This is a genomic window from Novosphingobium sp. TK71, from assembly GCF_055361505.1.
Window position 1 is genome coordinate 2,093,355 of the sequence record NZ_JBSZKA010000001.1, and the last position, 14,718, is coordinate 2,108,072.

Here is a 14,718-nt window from a genome sequence, read left to right on the forward strand (position 1 = left end):
CGGCGCTGGTTCGGGAGAGGGACCAAGATGCACATCACCAAGACGGCACGCCTGCGGCGCGCTCTTCTTCTTTCGGTTTCATGCGGCGCGGCCCTTGCAGGCGCACCGGCCCTGGCGGAGGAAAAGGCCGCGGCGCAGGATCAGGCAGGGGCGCCGCCACAGGCCGGTGAGCAGGCCGATGACGCCCGGACGCCGACGATGCCCGAGATCATCGTCACCGCGCAGTTCCGCGCGCAGAAGCTTCAGGACACTCCGCTGTCGATCACCGCGGTGGACGCCGCACTGCTCGAAGCGCGCAACCAGACCGACGTTTCGCAGATCGCCGCACAGGCGCCGAACGTGCAGCTTACGGAAATGGGCGGGGCCTTCGGTTCCTCGATGGCGGTCTATGTGCGCGGCATCGGCCAGTATGACTTCAACCCCGCCTACGAGCCGGGCGTGGGCATGTACGTGGACGATGTCTACTATGCCACGCTGACCGGCAACATCATGGACCTGCTCGATCTGGAGCGCGTGGAAATCCTGCGCGGGCCGCAGGGCACGCTGACCGGGCGCAACTCGATCGGCGGCGCCATCAAGATGTTCTCGGCCCGGCCCACGGCCGACGATTCCGGCAAGTTCGACGTCGTCTACGGCGCACGCCAGCGCGTGGACCTGCGCGGCAGCGTGAACTTCGGGCTGACCGACACGCTGTTCGCCCGCGTTGCCGGGGTCTACAAGCACCAGGACGGCTACGTCGACCAGATCGACTACGGCTGCGCCAATCCGGACAATGCGCTGGGCATTGCCGGCAATCCCTCCACCCCGGACAACTGCGTCGTCGACAAGCTTGGCGAGCGTAACTACGGCGGCCTGCGCGGCTCCTTGCGGTTCAACCCGAGTGACAGTTTCGACTGGACCGTGACCGGCGACTACACTTACGAAAAGCGCACCGCCGCGGCAGGCGTGCTGACCCAGAACGACACCACCAAGACCGACGGGGTGGACTTCGTCTGCGGCCGGTTCTGCACGTACGCAAGCTGGTATCTGCCCGCGGGCGGACAGGCGGCGCAGGCCTATTACATGCCCAATACCGTGAAGTTCACCGGCTGGGGCGTGTCGAGCGACATGTCGATCGACCTCAATGACGATCTCAACGTCAAGTCGATCACCGCCTACCGCGAATATCGCCAGATGTACGGGACGGACGACGACTATACGCCCAACCCGAACATCGGCGGCGGCGGCTTCAATGACCTGACCTTCCGGTTCTTCAGCCAGGAGCTGCGCCTGAACGCGAAGTTCGGCGATTTTGCCGACCTGACCGTGGGCGGCTACTACAGCGACCAGAAGTCGGTCTACTTCACCCGCCAGGACATCCGCTACATCGGCCACGGCAATCCCGTGTTGTTCCTGCAGTTCCAGGGTGACGACCCGATCCGGGCGAACAGCAAGGCGGTGTTCGGCACCGTGATCCTGCATCCCACGCCCGACCTCAACGTGACCGGCGGCATCCGCTACACCAAGGAGCACAAGGACTACACCTTCGTGCGCAAGGCCTGGAACGGCGGCCCGCTCACCGATATCTTCGGCGTCGGCGCGCTGGACGGGACGGTGGCGAACTACGACGGTGATCGCGTGGACTACCGCATCTCGGTGGACTACCGCTTCAGCCCGCAGACGCTGGCCTATGCGACTGTCAGCACCGGCTTCAAGGGCGGCGGCGTGACGGCGCGCCCCTTCACCCAGGCGCAGGCGGTCAACGGCACGTTCACGCCCGAGACGCTTACCGCTTATGAAATCGGCGTAAAGAACGACCTGTTCGGGCGGCGGCTGCGCCTCAATCTTGCGGCGTTCTACAACGATTACAAGAACATCCAGCTTCCGCTGGCGGACTGCGCGATCCTTGACGGGTTCGAGCCGGGCACCGATCCCTATCCTTGCGCGGCGATCGGCAATGCCGGTGACGGCAAGATGTACGGCGCCGAACTGGAACTGGGCGCCAACCCGTTCGACGGGCTGGACATCGACGCCTCGCTGAGCTGGATCGATGGAGAATGGAAGCGCATCGGCCCGCAAGTGGGCAATTCGATCCGCATCGGCGATCCGATCACCACGCCCAACTGGCGCGGCAGCTTCGGCATCCAGTACCGCGCCGACCTTGGCAAGAACGGCTCGATCACGCCGCGCTTCGACCTTGCCTATACCGGCAAGCAGAGCCTCGGCCGCCTGCCGGGCAGCGCGACGCTGGACTACAACCCTTCGCGCGTGATCGGCAATGCCCGCCTCACCTGGCGCAACGAGGATGACGACCTGTCGATCTCGTTCGAAGTCCAGAACCTGTTCGACAAGTACTACCTCCTGCCGATCCGCTTCGCGGCGCTCTATGCCTCTGCGGGAACCACTTATTCGAACGTAGGCCGCCCGCGCGAATGGGCGGTGAGCGTGCAGAAGAAGTTCTGACGGGGGAGTGACGGGGCCGGTCGCCGGAAGAGGGCGACCGGCCCCGTCCCTTCGCCGCAATGAAAACAGTGCAAGGGAGACGGGCCGGATGGCAGGCGTGACACTTTACCACTGGGAGCCCAATGCCAATTCGGGCAAGCCCATGCTGGCCTTGATGGAGAAGGGCGTCCCCTTCGACAGCCACTACATCGACATGCTGCAGTTCGATCAGCATCGGCCGGAATATCTCGCGATCAATCCGCAAGGCACGATCCCGGCGATGACTCACGGTTCGCGCGTGCTGGTGGAAAGCACCGCGATCATGGAATACGTCAACGAGGCGTTCGCCGGGCCCGCGCTGATGCCGCAAGGCGCGCAGGATCGCTGGCGGGTGCGCTGGTGGATGAAGTTCATGGACCAGTGGCTGGCGCCCAGCTTTTCCATGATCGGATGGAGCGTCTTCGTCGGCCCGATGGTGCGCCGGCGCGATCCGGCCGAACTGGAAGCCGCGATCGAGCGTATTCCCCTGCCGGAACGGCGGGTCTCGTGGCGGAAAGCGATCCACGGCACGTTCTCGGAGGCGGAAATGGCGGAAAGCCAGCGCCGCGTCGCGCTGGGCATCGAACTGCTGGAGGCGGAACTGGGCAAGCGGGAATGGCTGGCGAGCGACACCTACAGCCTGGCCGACATCAACGGCTTCAACCTTGCCTATGCGATCCCCCTGTCGCAGCCGGCACTTTCCAATGACGAAAAGACGCCGAACCTGCTGCGCTGGCTGCGCGCGGTCTATGCCCGCCCGGCGGTGAAGCAGTGCTGGGCGCTGGGGCGGACCGACATGGTCAAGCGGGTGGCCATTCTCGAACAGGAGCGGATCTGATGGCGATGGTGCTCTATCACGGCGCGGCGAACGGTCCTTCGCTGGCGGTGCTTGCGGCTCTGGCGGAATCGGGGGTGGCAGTGGAACGCCGCCCGATCGACCTGCTCGCGGGGGAACGCCATGACCTGCCCGGCGTCGACGAGCCGCTTGCGCGAGATATGGGGATCGAGGGCGAAGGCCCGGTGCTGCTGGTGGACGGGGAGGCCATGACCGAGTCCGTGTTCCTTGCCCAGTTCTTCGACGAGCTTTCCGACGTGTCCTCGCTCCAGCCCGCCGATCCTTTTGCGCACTGGGAAATGATGATGTGGTGCCGCCAGATCACCGAGCGCCTGTCTCCGGCGGCGGCGCTGCTGGGCAATCTCGCGTTCTCGCGCGGGCGGCTGGCGGCGATGGCGGATGCCGATTTCGGCGCCATGGCGGACCGCATCGTCAGCGCCGACTTGCGCGCGCGCTGGGAAGTCCTGCGTGACGGCGCCGTCGATCCGGCACAAGTGGAGGACAGCCGCGCCAAGGTGTCGCAGGCGGTGGAACGCTGCGAGGGCAAGCTGGCGGATGGCCGCGAATGGCTGATGGGCGCCTTGACCATTGCCGATTTCGAGACGTTCGCCTGGCTCGCCGGGATGGAGCAGATCGTGCCCGAGGCTTTCGCCGACAAGCCGCTGACCGCCGCCTGGCTGTCGCGCGTTCGTGCCCGTCCCAGTGTTACGGCGGCGCTGGCGGATGCGGGCGGTGATTCCACCCGCTTCTGGGCGCCGGGGCCGGAGATCAATCGCTGGGGGTGAAGCAGGCCCCCGAAAATCTCGCAGTTGCACAAGCCGGTCCGAAACGAGGCCGGGAAACGGGAAGAGTGAGAGAATGGTTGCGAAGCGTTCGAAGGTCTGGCTCGCGGTATCGGCGGGGGCATGTCTGGTGCTGGCGGGGTGCGGCAGCGGCGGGGCGGAAGGCCCCGCTGCCGCGACCGCGCGGACCGGCGACGTTACCGGCGCCCTGATCGTCAAGGCGCCGGACAGCGAGTGGCTCTCCTATGGGCGCACTTACGACGAACAGCGTTTCTCGCCGCTTTCCGACATCAACCGGGATAATGTGAAGGGCCTTGGCCTCGCCTGGTTTTCCGATCTCGATACCGCGCGCGGGCAGGAATCGACGCCGCTGGTGATAGACGGCAGGATCTACATCACCACCGCCTGGTCCAAGGTAAGGGCCTACGATGCCGCCACCGGCAAGGAACTGTGGGCCTACGATCCCGAAGTCCCGGGCGACAGCGGGGTGAAGGGGTGCTGCGATGTCGTGAACCGGGGGCTCGGCGCCTGGGGGGACAAGCTCTATCTCGGCACGTTCGACGGCCGCCTGATCGCGCTTGACCGCGATAGCGGCAAGCCGGTGTGGAGCAAGGTCACGGTGGACCAGTCCAAGCCCTATACCATCACCGGCGCGCCGCGGGTGATCGATGGCAAGGTGATCGTGGGCAACGGCGGCGCCGAGATGGGCGTGCGCGGTTATATCACCGCCTACGACGCGGAGACCGGCAAGCAGCTCTGGCGGTTCTACACCGTGCCCGACGCGCCGGGCAGGAATGCCGAGCCCTATCTGAAGGCTGCCGAGAAGACCTGGCACGGAGAATACTGGAAGCAGGGCGGCGGCGGTACCGTGTGGGATTCGATGGCCTACGATCCCGAACTGGACCTGCTCTACATCGGCGTGGGCAATGGCAGCCCCTGGAACCAGGGCATCCGTTCGCAGGGCAAGGGGGACAACCTCTACCTCTCGTCCATCGTGGCGATCCGGCCGAAGACCGGGGAATATGTCTGGCACTTCCAGACTACGCCGGGCGAAACCTGGGACTTCACGGCCACCCAGCACATCATGCTGGCCGATCTCCAGATCGGCGGCAAGACCCGCAAGGTGCTGATGCAGGCGCCCAAGAACGGGTTCTTCTACGTGATCGACCGGCAGACCGGCGAATTCATCTCCGGCAAGAACTTCGTGCCGGTGAACTGGGCTTCCGGGCTCGATCCCCGGACGGGGCGGCCGATCGAGAATCCCGAGGCACGCTATTACAGGACCGGCAAGCCGTGGGTCGGATCGCCCGGCGCGGGCGGGGCGCATTCGTGGCATCCGATGGCATGGGATCCGAAGGAGAAGCTGGTCTTCATCCCGGCGCAGATCGCCGCCTTCCCCTATTTCCCGGACAGGAACTGGAAGCACCAGGCCAAGGGCTTCAATACCGGCGTGGACATGGCGGCGGCCTCGATGCCCGCCGATGCGAAAATTCGCGAGGCGGCGGCGAAGGCCACCAAGGGCGTGCTGATCGCCTGGGACCCGGTGGCGCAGAAGGAGCGCTGGCGCGTGACCTTCCCCAGCGCCAACAACGGCGGATTGCTGGCGACCGGCGGCGGGCTGGTGTTCCAGGGCAACATGACGAGCGAGATGGCCGCCTATGCCACCGATACGGGCGCGAAGCTGTGGTCCTGGCCGGTGCAGACCGGGGTGGTCGCGCCGCCGATCACTTACAAGGTGGGCGGCACGCAGTACGTGGCGGTGGTGGCCGGCTGGGGCGGCATCTGGGCGCTGGCGCCGGGCGGGGTGATATCGCAATCGGGTGGTCCGGTGCACAATATCAGCCGGTTGCTGGTCTTCAGGCTGGGCGGCACGGCCACGCTGCCGCCCGCGCCGAAGCTGGAGGAACTGCCGCTCGATCCGCCCGCTTTCACCGGCACGCCGGAGCAGGTGGCGGCCGGTTCCTATCACTATGGTCGCTATTGCGGCACCTGCCACGGGGATGCGGCGGTGGGCGGCGGATTGCTGCCGGACCTGCGCCGCTCGGCCCTTGTCGGCGACAAGGCCGCATTCCAGACGGTGGTGCATGACGGGGCGCTGAAGAGCAACGGCATGGTCGGCTGGTCCGACGTGATGTCGGCCGAAGAGATCGAGGCGATCCGCCAATACGTGATCCACCGCGCCAACGAGGACAAGGCGCTGGAGAAAGCGGGCGGCAAGTGATCGACATCGCCGGGCTGGCGGGCATCGATGTTCACGTCCACGCGGAAGTCTCGTGCCACGATCCGGAGGACCCGGTCATGGCGCAGTTCTTCGATGCCGCCTCCGCCTATTTCAAGGCTCCGCGCGAACGGCCGAAGATGCCGGAGATCGCCGAGATCTACCGCGCGCAGAACATCGCCTTCTGCCTCTTCACCGTGGATGCCGAAAGCGGCATGGGGGCCAGGCGCGTGTCGAACTACGAAGTGGCGGAATTCGCCGCCGCCCATGCCGATATCTGCATCCCCTTCGCCTCGATAGACCCGCGCAAGGGCAGGCTGGGCGCGCGGGAGGCGCGCGACCTGATCGAGAACCACGGCGTGCGCGGCTTCAAGTTCCACCATATCGTGCAGGACTGCCACCCCGCAGATCGTGTGGGCTATCCGATCTACGAGGTGATCGCCGGCCATGGCCTGCCCGCGATCTTCCATACCGGCCATTCCGGCATGGGCACCGGGATGCGCGGCGGCGGCGGGCTGCGGCTCAAGTACGGGCGGCCCATGCTGGTGGACGACGTGGCGGTCGATTTTCCGGACATGAAGATCATCCTGGCTCATCCGAGCTGGCCGTGGGTGGATGAAAGCCTGTCGATGGCGCTTCACAAGGAGAACGTCTTCATCGACCTTTCCGGCTGGAGCCCCCGTTATTTCCCGCCGCAGATCGTGCGCTATGCCAATGGCCAGCTGGCGGGGAAGATGATGTTCGGTTCCGACTTCCCGCTGATCCGGCCGGAAAAGTGGATCGAGGCGGCGCGCGGCATCGGTTTCAGGGATGACGTGATGCCCGGCATCATGAAGGGCAATGCCGCAAGGGTGCTGGGGCTGGCGTGAAAGGGATCGGGATGGATTTCACGGATCGCCACGTCGTCATCACCGGCGCATCCAGCGGCATCGGCCGGGCCACGGCGGAGCATGTCGCGGCGCTGGGCGGGCGGGTCACGCTGCTGGCGCGGCGGGCGGACCGGCTGGCGGAACTGGCCGCGACTCTGGGTGCGGATGCCCGCTGGCAGGCTGTGGACGTGGCCAACGGTCCTGCGCTTGACGCCGCGCTCGATGCGGCGATCGCAGGGGGAGGGCCGATCGACGGCCTGTTCCTCAATGCCGGAACCGGGGGCACTTTCGCGCCGGTGGAAGACTATGCGGAAGCGGATTTCGCGCAGGTCATGGCCGTGAACCTCACTGCGCCGTTTCGGGCTGTCGCCCGGGCATTGCGGGCCATGAAGGCGCGGCGGCGCGGGGCGATACTGGTGACCGGCAGCCTCGCCAGCGAGCGTGGCATGGCGAACAACGTCGCCTATGTCGCGTCCAAGCACGCGGTCCTGGGGCTGGCGCGCGCCGTCGCGCTGGAGGCGGCGCCTTTCGGGGTGCGCTGCAATTGCGTGGTGCCGGGGTTCATCGAGACGGAAATGTTCGCCGCGCTTCCGGGCGAGGCGCTGGAAGCGCTTGCCGGCAAGGTGCCGCAGGGACGAACCGGCAGCGCAGAGGAACTGGCGGCGGTGGCGGCGTTCCTGCTTTCGGACGCGGCCTCGCATGTCACCGGGCAGAGCATCGCGGTGGACGGCGGGGTGCTGGGAACGTTGAGGGTGTGATCGTCGCCCCGGATCAGGCCGGGGCGACGAACAATTTCTGGCTCAATCGTCGAAGAAATTCAGTTCCAGCAGCACTCCGTCCGGGTCATGCACGAAGATCTGCCGCAGCCCGATCGAGTGGATCACGTTGCTTTCGTACCGCAGCCCGCGATCCTCGATCCGGTCGCGGATTTCCTCGAAGCCTTCGCAGCGCAGGGCGATGTGATGCAGCGCGCCGGTGGGGCCGCCGAACATCTCGCGGTCCATGGCGCGCGGTGCGTCGCGGCTGTTGAGGTGGAGGATCGGCCGCTCGTCGTTGTCGTAGATCCAGCGCGCGGTCTGGCGGGTGAGCGGCGGCGGCGGGGCGTAGCTCTCCAGCGAGAGCACTTCGCGGTAGAACGCCTCGCTGCGATCGAGATCGGCGACCACCACGTTGTAATGGTCAAGCGCGACGACGCGGGCGCGGACGCGCGTGTCGAAGGCCATGAAAGGGCTGTTCATGCCGCCTGCTCCTCTTTCTTCTCGCCGCCGGGAACGCCGTGAGCAACGCGCCGTCCGTAGTCGGGATCGTCCTCCGGCCGGGCCAGCGAACCCATGACGCGGGCGTGGATGTCCTCCAGCGTGCCGCGGAATTCGGCATAGGGCAGGATATAGAGCCGGTTCTCGCGCACGCCGTCGAGGACATGGGCGGCAAGCGTTTCGGGCTCCATGCCCACTTCGATCACTTTCTTGAGATGGCCGAACATTTCCGGCCCGGCCTGATAGTAGCCGGTATCGGAAAGGTGGGCGGGGCGGGTCAGCAGGGCCTCGTGGATATTGGTGTTCACCGCGCCCGGGCACAGCAGCGAGACGCCGATGCCGGTGCCTTCGAGGTCGAGCGCCAGCGACTCGGTCAGCCCGCGCACCGCCATCTTGGTGGTGCAGTAGATGCCGGTGCCCTTGAGCGCCACGAAGGCGGACATCGATGCGGTGTTGACGATGTGCCCGCCGTTTCCGCGTTCGATCATGCGCGGCAGGAAAGTGCGCACGCCGTTGATGACGCCGCGCAGGTTGACGTCGATCTGCCAGTCCCAGTCATCGAAGGTGGCGTCCTGGATGGCGCCGAAGTGAGAGACGCCGGCGGTGTTGAACAGCAGTTCCACCGGACCCAGCCGGGCCTCCACCGCATCGGCGGCGCGGCGATATGCCTCGCGGTCGGTAATGTCGAGATGGACCGGCATGACCTGCGCGCCGGTGCCGGCGAAGAAGGCCATGGCCTCGTCGAGATGGTCCTGCCGGATGTCGGCGATGGCGACCTTGCAGCCCGCCTTCGCGAAGACCTTGGCCTGGCCGAGCGCGACGCCCGAGCCGCCGCCGGTGATGAATGCCGTGCGTCCTGCCACTTCTGTCATCTTGTCTCTCCCTCGATAGCGATTTTTCGCTCTTGTCTACGCGTAGGCGTGGTTCTCCAGTCCGAGCAGGTCGCGCGTTTCGCCCGCGCTCGACACTTCGGCGCCCATGCGCTCGATCAGTTCGACGGCCCAGTTGACGTGGGCGGCGTTGTCGGGCGCCATGCGGCCCTTGCGCAGGAAGATGGTATCCTCGAACCCGACGCGGACATGGCCGCCCAGCAGGACGGACTGCGCCGCCATCGGATAGGAATGGCGGCTCACGCCGAAGCCGGTGAACGCCGCGCCGCGCGGGATCTGGTTGGCGGAATAGAGCATCGCCTCGGGCGTGGCCGGAAGGCCGTACTTGGTGCCCAGAACGAAGGAGAACGGCACGTTCTTCGGGATCGCGCCCTTGGCCATGAGATCGTCCGCGAAGACGAAATCGCCCGCCTCGAAGCATTCGATTTCCGGCAGCACGCCCGCTTCCTGGATCATGTGACCCATGCGGGTGATCATCGGATCGAGGTTGATGGCAACCCCGCCCCAGAGTTGCATCGTGCAGATGTCGAGCGTGCACATGTCGGGCCTGAGGTCGAGGATGTGCTCCAGCCGGCGCTCGGCAGTGAACATCAGCGTGCCTTCGCCGCAGACCGAGGGGTCCTCGTCGCTCTGCATCCAGGTGCAGCCCGGCCCGGTGGTGACGTTGAGGATGACCTCGCGGTTCTTTTCCCGAATCAGGCCCACCACCTCGCGGTAGTCCTCCAGCGCCTGCGAAGGCTCGCCGGTCTGGCCGTCGCGGACGTGGACGTGGATGATCGAGGCACCGGCCGCGGCCGCCGCCAGCGCTTCCGCCGCGACGTGATCCGGGCGGAACGGGAAGTTGGGATGGCTGGGCATCGGCGAACTGCCAGTCACCGCGCAAGTAATGTAGACTTTCTGCGCCAATCTCGCTCTCCTCGCCTTGTGTCTTTTCTTGATATGGGCGAGATCGCAAATTCGAAGTGGTCGGAACAGGCCAGCACATATCCTATCACGTCAGGTAACTGGTTCAGGGCGTGACCGGAGGGAGATAGAGCACCGATGTCGCATCGTGAGGAGCTTTCGCTTTTTCTGAAATCTGCGCGCGGACGGCTGATGCCCAGCGAAGTGGGCCTGCCCAATGGCGAGCGCCGACGCGCCAAGGGCCTGCGCCGCGAGGAAGTCGCCGCGCTCGCGGGGATGAGCGTCACCTGGTACACCTGGTTCGAGCAGGGGCGCGAAATCCAGCTCTCCGCCCCGATGATCGAGCGGCTGGGGCGCACCTTGCGGCTTTCCGATACCGAGCGGGAATATCTCTTCGCGCTGGCGCAGCACCGCCCGCCGCCGCTGGTCTCCCGGCTGGACGAGGATATCCGCCCCGGCACGCAGCACTTGCTGGACAGCCTCTCGATCCCGGCGCTGGTGATCGTCGAGGACTGGACGGTGGTGGGCTGGAACCGGCTCGTCTCGGTGGCTTTCCGCGATTACGCACCGCTCGCGCGGAGCGAGCGGAACCTGTTCAAGATCCTCATGCTCAACGAGCGCTATCAGGGCGATCCCGAATTCTTCCGCGAAATGGGCCAGCGCCTGACCGCGCGCTTCAAGTGGGATTACAGCCAGACCGCGCAGCCCGAGATATTCGACGAGATCATCGCCGAACTCACCGAACGTTCGGCGCTGTTCCGCGAAAGCTGGGCGCGCAGCGAGATCCGTTCCCATTTCGAGGGGATCAATTCCAGCTTCTTCCCCGAGATCGGCGAAATCTGGTTCCGCCATACCTCCTACGCCATCGAGGAAGTGCCCAGCCAGCGCCTGATCGTATTCGCGCCCAACGAGGAACGCGATGCCATGCTGCTGGAGCGGCTGCGCGCGCTCAGGCCGGAGCTTGGCCCTCTCGAAGCGGCCGTGCGGTGATGCGCGCGCCCGCTTCGGCGGGCAGCCGGGCGAACAGGGGAACCGCGCCCATGCCGATCAGGGCAAGTGCCACCAGGGCCAGGCGATAGGGTCCTTCCGTGCTGTCCGGCGTGAATATCCGCAGGTTCAGGAACAAGGCTCCCAGCGAGATGCCGATGGCGGCCGAAAGTGCGTTGCCGATGCTGTTGAGCACGATGGCGCCGGGCAGTTCCTCCTGCGCCACGTCCGCGAAGGCGAGCGAGACCATGCCGGTGAAGGGCACGGACCGCGCCATGCCCACCAGCAGCATCGCGGCGGCCATCAGCCATGGCGACATCTGCGCCGTGAAGGCGGCGATGGCCGCGAGCGAGGCCATCATCATCGCGGTGCCCGCCGAAAGCGCCATGCGAAAGCCGCTCGCCCGGATCACGCGGCCCACCACCGGCTTGAGCGCGAGATCGCCGAGGTTGTTGGCCAGCAGCAGGAGCCCGGCAAGTCCGGGGGACATGCCGAACGCGAGCTGGAAATAGAGCGGCAGGACCAGCGCCTGGCCCATGTGGGGGATGCGCATCAACATGCCCGCACCGAACGCGATCGAGCGGAAGGTCGTGTGGCGCAGGGCGGTGAGCGGCACCAGTCCGTCCGGCCTTGCGCGCAGATAGCGGAAGGCGAGCAGCGCCGCGGCGCTGCCGCAGGCGATCATCGCGGCGGGAAGCAATGCCGCGCCGGGATGGGCGCCGAGCCGGTCGAAGCCGTAGATCAGCAGGGCCAGCGCTATCGCGACCAGCGCGAAGCCCAGCGGGTCGAACGGGGCGGGCCGGGGCGCGATGCGGGGGATCAGCTTGCGGGTCAGCAGCGCGCCGATCAGGGTGAGCGGCAGGTTGATGAGGAAGATCGACTGCCAGCCGAGCGTTTCGGTCAGCAGCCCGCCCAGCGGCGGGCCGATGACCGGGGCGATCAGGGCGGGCGTGGTGCTGATCGCCAGCATTTCCACCAGCCGGTGCTTGGGCGTGACCCGCAGCAGCACGAGGTTGCCCACCGGCGTCATCAGGCTGGAGCAGAGCGCCTGCAGCGCGCGGGCCGCCACGAAGAACGCCAGACCCGTGCTCAGCGAACAGAGCAGCGAGGCGAGGCCGAAACCCAGCACCGAGCCGGTCAGCACCCGGCGCGGGCCAAGGCGCTGGGCCGCCCAGCTGCTGAGCGGCAGGAACGCGGTGGAAACCAGCAGGTAGGCGGTGATGCCTATGCCCATTCCGCTGGGCGCCACGCCGAAATCGCGCGCCATGTCGGGCAGGGCGGTGGCGATCACCGTCGCTTCGAGGATCGAGAGGAACATCACGAAGGCGACCATCATGGCCACCGCGCGCGGATCGGCCGATGTCTCGGCCGGAACTTCGGTCATCGCGGCTTTTCGAAGTAGGCGATGGCGCGGAATTCGTAGCTTTCACGCACGTGTGCATCCGGGCGGCTGGTGTCGTGGAAGGCGGTGTGCGGCGCGCGCCAGGCGCGGTCGTGGTCGCTGTCGTGGAACTTGATGAAGATCACTTCGTCCCGCGTCATGTCCGGGAAATACCACCAGCGATGGCCGGGGCTGTGCCGGAAGATCGTGGCGGCAACCATGTCCTCCTCGCCCTCTATCGGGGCGTAGAGCGCATCGCCTTGCGGGATCTCGTCCACGTCCACCTTGACGTTGGCCACGCTGTCCTCGTCTCCCACCGACGGCCCTTCGCAAAGCGCCAGCGGCCAGTCCTGCGGCGGAGGGGAGAACGTGCGCCACAGGCTGAAGGCGATGAAACGGTCATATCCCGGCCCGTCCGGGCGGCCTTTTTCGTAAAGGGCGGCGGCGATCTTGTGGGCCGAGCGCGAGTTGAAGTCGACATGGGCCTCGGCGGCGGGCGGCTGGTAGCCTTCGCCCGCGATGATCGGCGAGCGCAGCTGCCCGCCCATGCAGAACACGTAGTCGCACCCGGTCAGGGCCCTGGCGGCACGGGCCACTTCCTCGGGATAGGCGGCGAGTTGCCGCGGGTCGGCAAAGTCCTGCACGGCGGTTTCATGGCGGGAAATGCAGAAGCCGTGCTCATCGAGCGTGAACGGACGCTCGGCCAGCCGGGCGTTGCGGATCGTTACCGGATAGGGCTGGTAGACGCCGGTGTTGAACTCCTTGCCCGGCGCCCAGAAGCGCCGGTTGATGCGCGAGGTGGGCAGCAGGTAATCTATCGTGGTCTCTACTTGCGCGCCGGGGCGGCTGCGCGTGGCTGAATCGGTCATGCTCTCTCTCCCAAGGATGCCGCCCGGCTTTGCGCCGGTGCGGGCAGGCAAGGTGCTCAGCGCAGGAAGCGGTTCCTGACGGCTTCGGGTACGCGCGCGGACTGGAGGCCGCCGGGCCGGTCCGGCGCGGGCACGGTCCAGACGCGCTTCTCGGTGCCTTCCACGCAAATCCGCTCCCCCAGCCGGATGCGGTGGGCGATGGTGAAGCTGCTGTTTCCGAACTCCGGCGCGTCGGCCTCGATGGTCACGACGTCGCCGTAGCTCGCCGGAAAGCCGAAGCGGGCGGACAGGTCCACCAGCGGAAAGCCGGCGACGCCCAGCTCGGCTAGCATGTCGCGCTTTCGGGGCAGTCCGGCCGCTTCGAACAGCAGGACCGTGCTTTCGGCGAACATGTCGATGAAACGGGGGGCGAAGACGATCCCGGCCGGATCGCACTGGCCCCATTCGATGCGATGCTCGCGCGTGAGGAAGGGCGCCATCGTCAGGCCAGGATGTTCTTGCCCTGCCGGGTCGTCTTCTCGGCCATTTCCTCGGCGGATGGCGGCTGGGGCAGCATGAGGCCGCGCTGCACCGCGGGGCGCGCGCCGACGGTGCCGAACCAGCGCCGGAGATGCGGCAGGCCCTCCATGTCGATGCAGGCCCAGTCATGCCCGCGAACCCACGGGAAGCAGGCGATATCGGCGATCGAATAGTCCCCGGCGAGGTATTCGCTCTGCGCCAGCCGCGCGTCCATCACTTCGAACAGGCGGCGGCTTTCGCGCGTGTAGCGGTCTATCACGGCGGGCAGCTTCTCCTCGAAGTAGCGGTTGAACACCGTGGCCTGCCCCATCATCGGGCCGAGCCCGGACATCTGCCACATGACCCACTGGATCACCCGGCTGCGCCCGGCCACGTCGGCAGGCAGGAAGCGGCCGAATTTTTCGGCGAGGTAAATCAGGATCGCACCGGATTCGAACACCGTAAAGCCGCCATTTTCGGTCTCCACATCGTGGTCGATCAAAGTCGGGATGCGGCCGTTGGGGTTGAGGCGGACATACCAGTCCTCCTTCTGCTCCCGATCGGTGAGCGAGATCGCGCGCAGCCTGTAAGGCACGCCGAGCTCCTCCAGCATGATCGTGGTCTTCCAGCCGTTGGGCGTTTCCGAAGTCAGCAGTTCGAGCAAGCGTCTCTCCCGGGTGTTCGCCGCGCGATTCGGCGCGCCTTGCGCAGGGAAGAGAGCAGAGAGCGGCGCGCGCGACCAGAAGAGCACAAACAGTATCACTGGCAGT

The 14,718-nt window shown here is 66.5% G+C and carries 14 protein-coding genes; 7 read left to right on the forward strand and 7 right to left on the reverse strand.

Translation table 11 applies throughout. The features are described 5' to 3' along the window. The first annotated feature begins 27 nt into the window (after window positions 1-27). The 6 genes from ACXJ16_RS25075 to ACXJ16_RS25100 all read left to right on the forward strand — a co-directional run bounded on the left by ACXJ16_RS25075 (window position 28) and on the right by ACXJ16_RS25100 (window position 7,922). Entirely contained in the window at window positions 28-2,442 is a 2,415-nt protein-coding gene (locus ACXJ16_RS25075; RefSeq protein ID WP_185999275.1) for a TonB-dependent receptor, read from the forward strand. 88 nt (window positions 2,443-2,530) lie between these two features. Then, complete coding sequence (locus tag ACXJ16_RS25080; protein WP_185999276.1) at window positions 2,531-3,298, forward strand: glutathione S-transferase family protein; 768 nt, start codon at window positions 2,531-2,533, stop codon at window positions 3,296-3,298. Continuing rightward, window positions 3,298-4,080, forward strand: a complete 783-nt coding sequence (locus ACXJ16_RS25085) for a glutathione S-transferase family protein (RefSeq protein ID WP_185999277.1) — start codon at window positions 3,298-3,300, stop codon at window positions 4,078-4,080. The genes ACXJ16_RS25080 and ACXJ16_RS25085 overlap by 1 nt, the downstream gene beginning before the upstream one ends. A gap of 73 nt (window positions 4,081-4,153) precedes the next feature. Further along, complete coding sequence (locus ACXJ16_RS25090; RefSeq protein WP_463922459.1) at window positions 4,154-6,298, forward strand: PQQ-dependent dehydrogenase, methanol/ethanol family; 2,145 nt, start codon at window positions 4,154-4,156, stop codon at window positions 6,296-6,298. Then, window positions 6,298-7,164 (forward strand): amidohydrolase family protein, encoded by an 867-nt coding sequence (locus ACXJ16_RS25095; protein ID WP_132469541.1) that lies wholly within the window; start codon window positions 6,298-6,300, stop codon window positions 7,162-7,164. The genes ACXJ16_RS25090 and ACXJ16_RS25095 overlap by 1 nt, the downstream gene beginning before the upstream one ends. A gap of 11 nt (window positions 7,165-7,175) precedes the next feature. Next, window positions 7,176-7,922: an SDR family NAD(P)-dependent oxidoreductase gene (locus ACXJ16_RS25100; RefSeq protein ID WP_463922460.1), complete on the forward strand. Its 747-nt coding sequence runs from the start codon at window positions 7,176-7,178 to the stop codon at window positions 7,920-7,922. Between the two features lie 42 nt (window positions 7,923-7,964). Here the strand turns inward: ACXJ16_RS25100 and ACXJ16_RS25105 are convergent, their stop codons facing one another. The 3 genes from ACXJ16_RS25105 to ACXJ16_RS25115 are packed head-to-tail and all read right to left on the reverse strand — an operon-like array spanning window position 7,965 to window position 10,216. Beyond that, on the reverse strand, window positions 7,965-8,402 hold the full coding sequence (locus ACXJ16_RS25105; RefSeq protein ID WP_231635700.1) for a VOC family protein: 438 nt from the start codon (window positions 8,400-8,402) through the stop codon (window positions 7,965-7,967). Further along, window positions 8,399-9,292, reverse strand: a complete 894-nt coding sequence (locus ACXJ16_RS25110) for an SDR family NAD(P)-dependent oxidoreductase (RefSeq protein WP_463922461.1) — start codon at window positions 9,290-9,292, stop codon at window positions 8,399-8,401. The genes ACXJ16_RS25105 and ACXJ16_RS25110 overlap by 4 nt, the downstream gene beginning before the upstream one ends. Window positions 9,293-9,328: 36 nt before the next feature. Then, window positions 9,329-10,216: a beta-keto acid cleavage family enzyme gene (locus ACXJ16_RS25115; RefSeq protein ID WP_082370213.1), complete on the reverse strand. Its 888-nt coding sequence runs from the start codon at window positions 10,214-10,216 to the stop codon at window positions 9,329-9,331. A gap of 189 nt (window positions 10,217-10,405) precedes the next feature. Here ACXJ16_RS25115 and ACXJ16_RS25120 point away from each other — a divergent pair, with 189 nt between their 5' ends. Continuing rightward, a complete protein-coding gene (locus ACXJ16_RS25120; protein ID WP_231635701.1) occupies window positions 10,406-11,203 on the forward strand; it encodes a helix-turn-helix transcriptional regulator in 798 nt (265 codons plus the stop codon). Here ACXJ16_RS25120 and ACXJ16_RS25125 read toward each other — a convergent pair. The 4 genes from ACXJ16_RS25125 to ACXJ16_RS25140 are packed head-to-tail and all read right to left on the reverse strand — an operon-like array spanning window position 11,163 to window position 14,612. Continuing rightward, on the reverse strand, window positions 11,163-12,584 hold the full coding sequence (locus tag ACXJ16_RS25125; RefSeq protein WP_132469534.1) for an MFS transporter: 1,422 nt from the start codon (window positions 12,582-12,584) through the stop codon (window positions 11,163-11,165). The two genes, ACXJ16_RS25120 and ACXJ16_RS25125, sit on opposite strands and share 41 nt — an antisense overlap. Further along, window positions 12,581-13,450, reverse strand: a complete 870-nt coding sequence (locus ACXJ16_RS25130) for a CmcJ/NvfI family oxidoreductase (protein WP_463922462.1) — start codon at window positions 13,448-13,450, stop codon at window positions 12,581-12,583. Before ACXJ16_RS25130 ends, ACXJ16_RS25125 begins: the two co-directional genes overlap by 4 nt. Before the next feature lie 56 nt (window positions 13,451-13,506). Continuing rightward, complete coding sequence (locus ACXJ16_RS25135; protein ID WP_054436031.1) at window positions 13,507-13,929, reverse strand: acyl-CoA thioesterase; 423 nt, start codon at window positions 13,927-13,929, stop codon at window positions 13,507-13,509. A gap of 2 nt (window positions 13,930-13,931) precedes the next feature. Beyond that, entirely contained in the window at window positions 13,932-14,612 is a 681-nt protein-coding gene (locus ACXJ16_RS25140; protein ID WP_463922463.1) for a glutathione S-transferase family protein, read from the reverse strand. Between the last annotated feature and the right edge of the window lie 106 nt (window positions 14,613-14,718).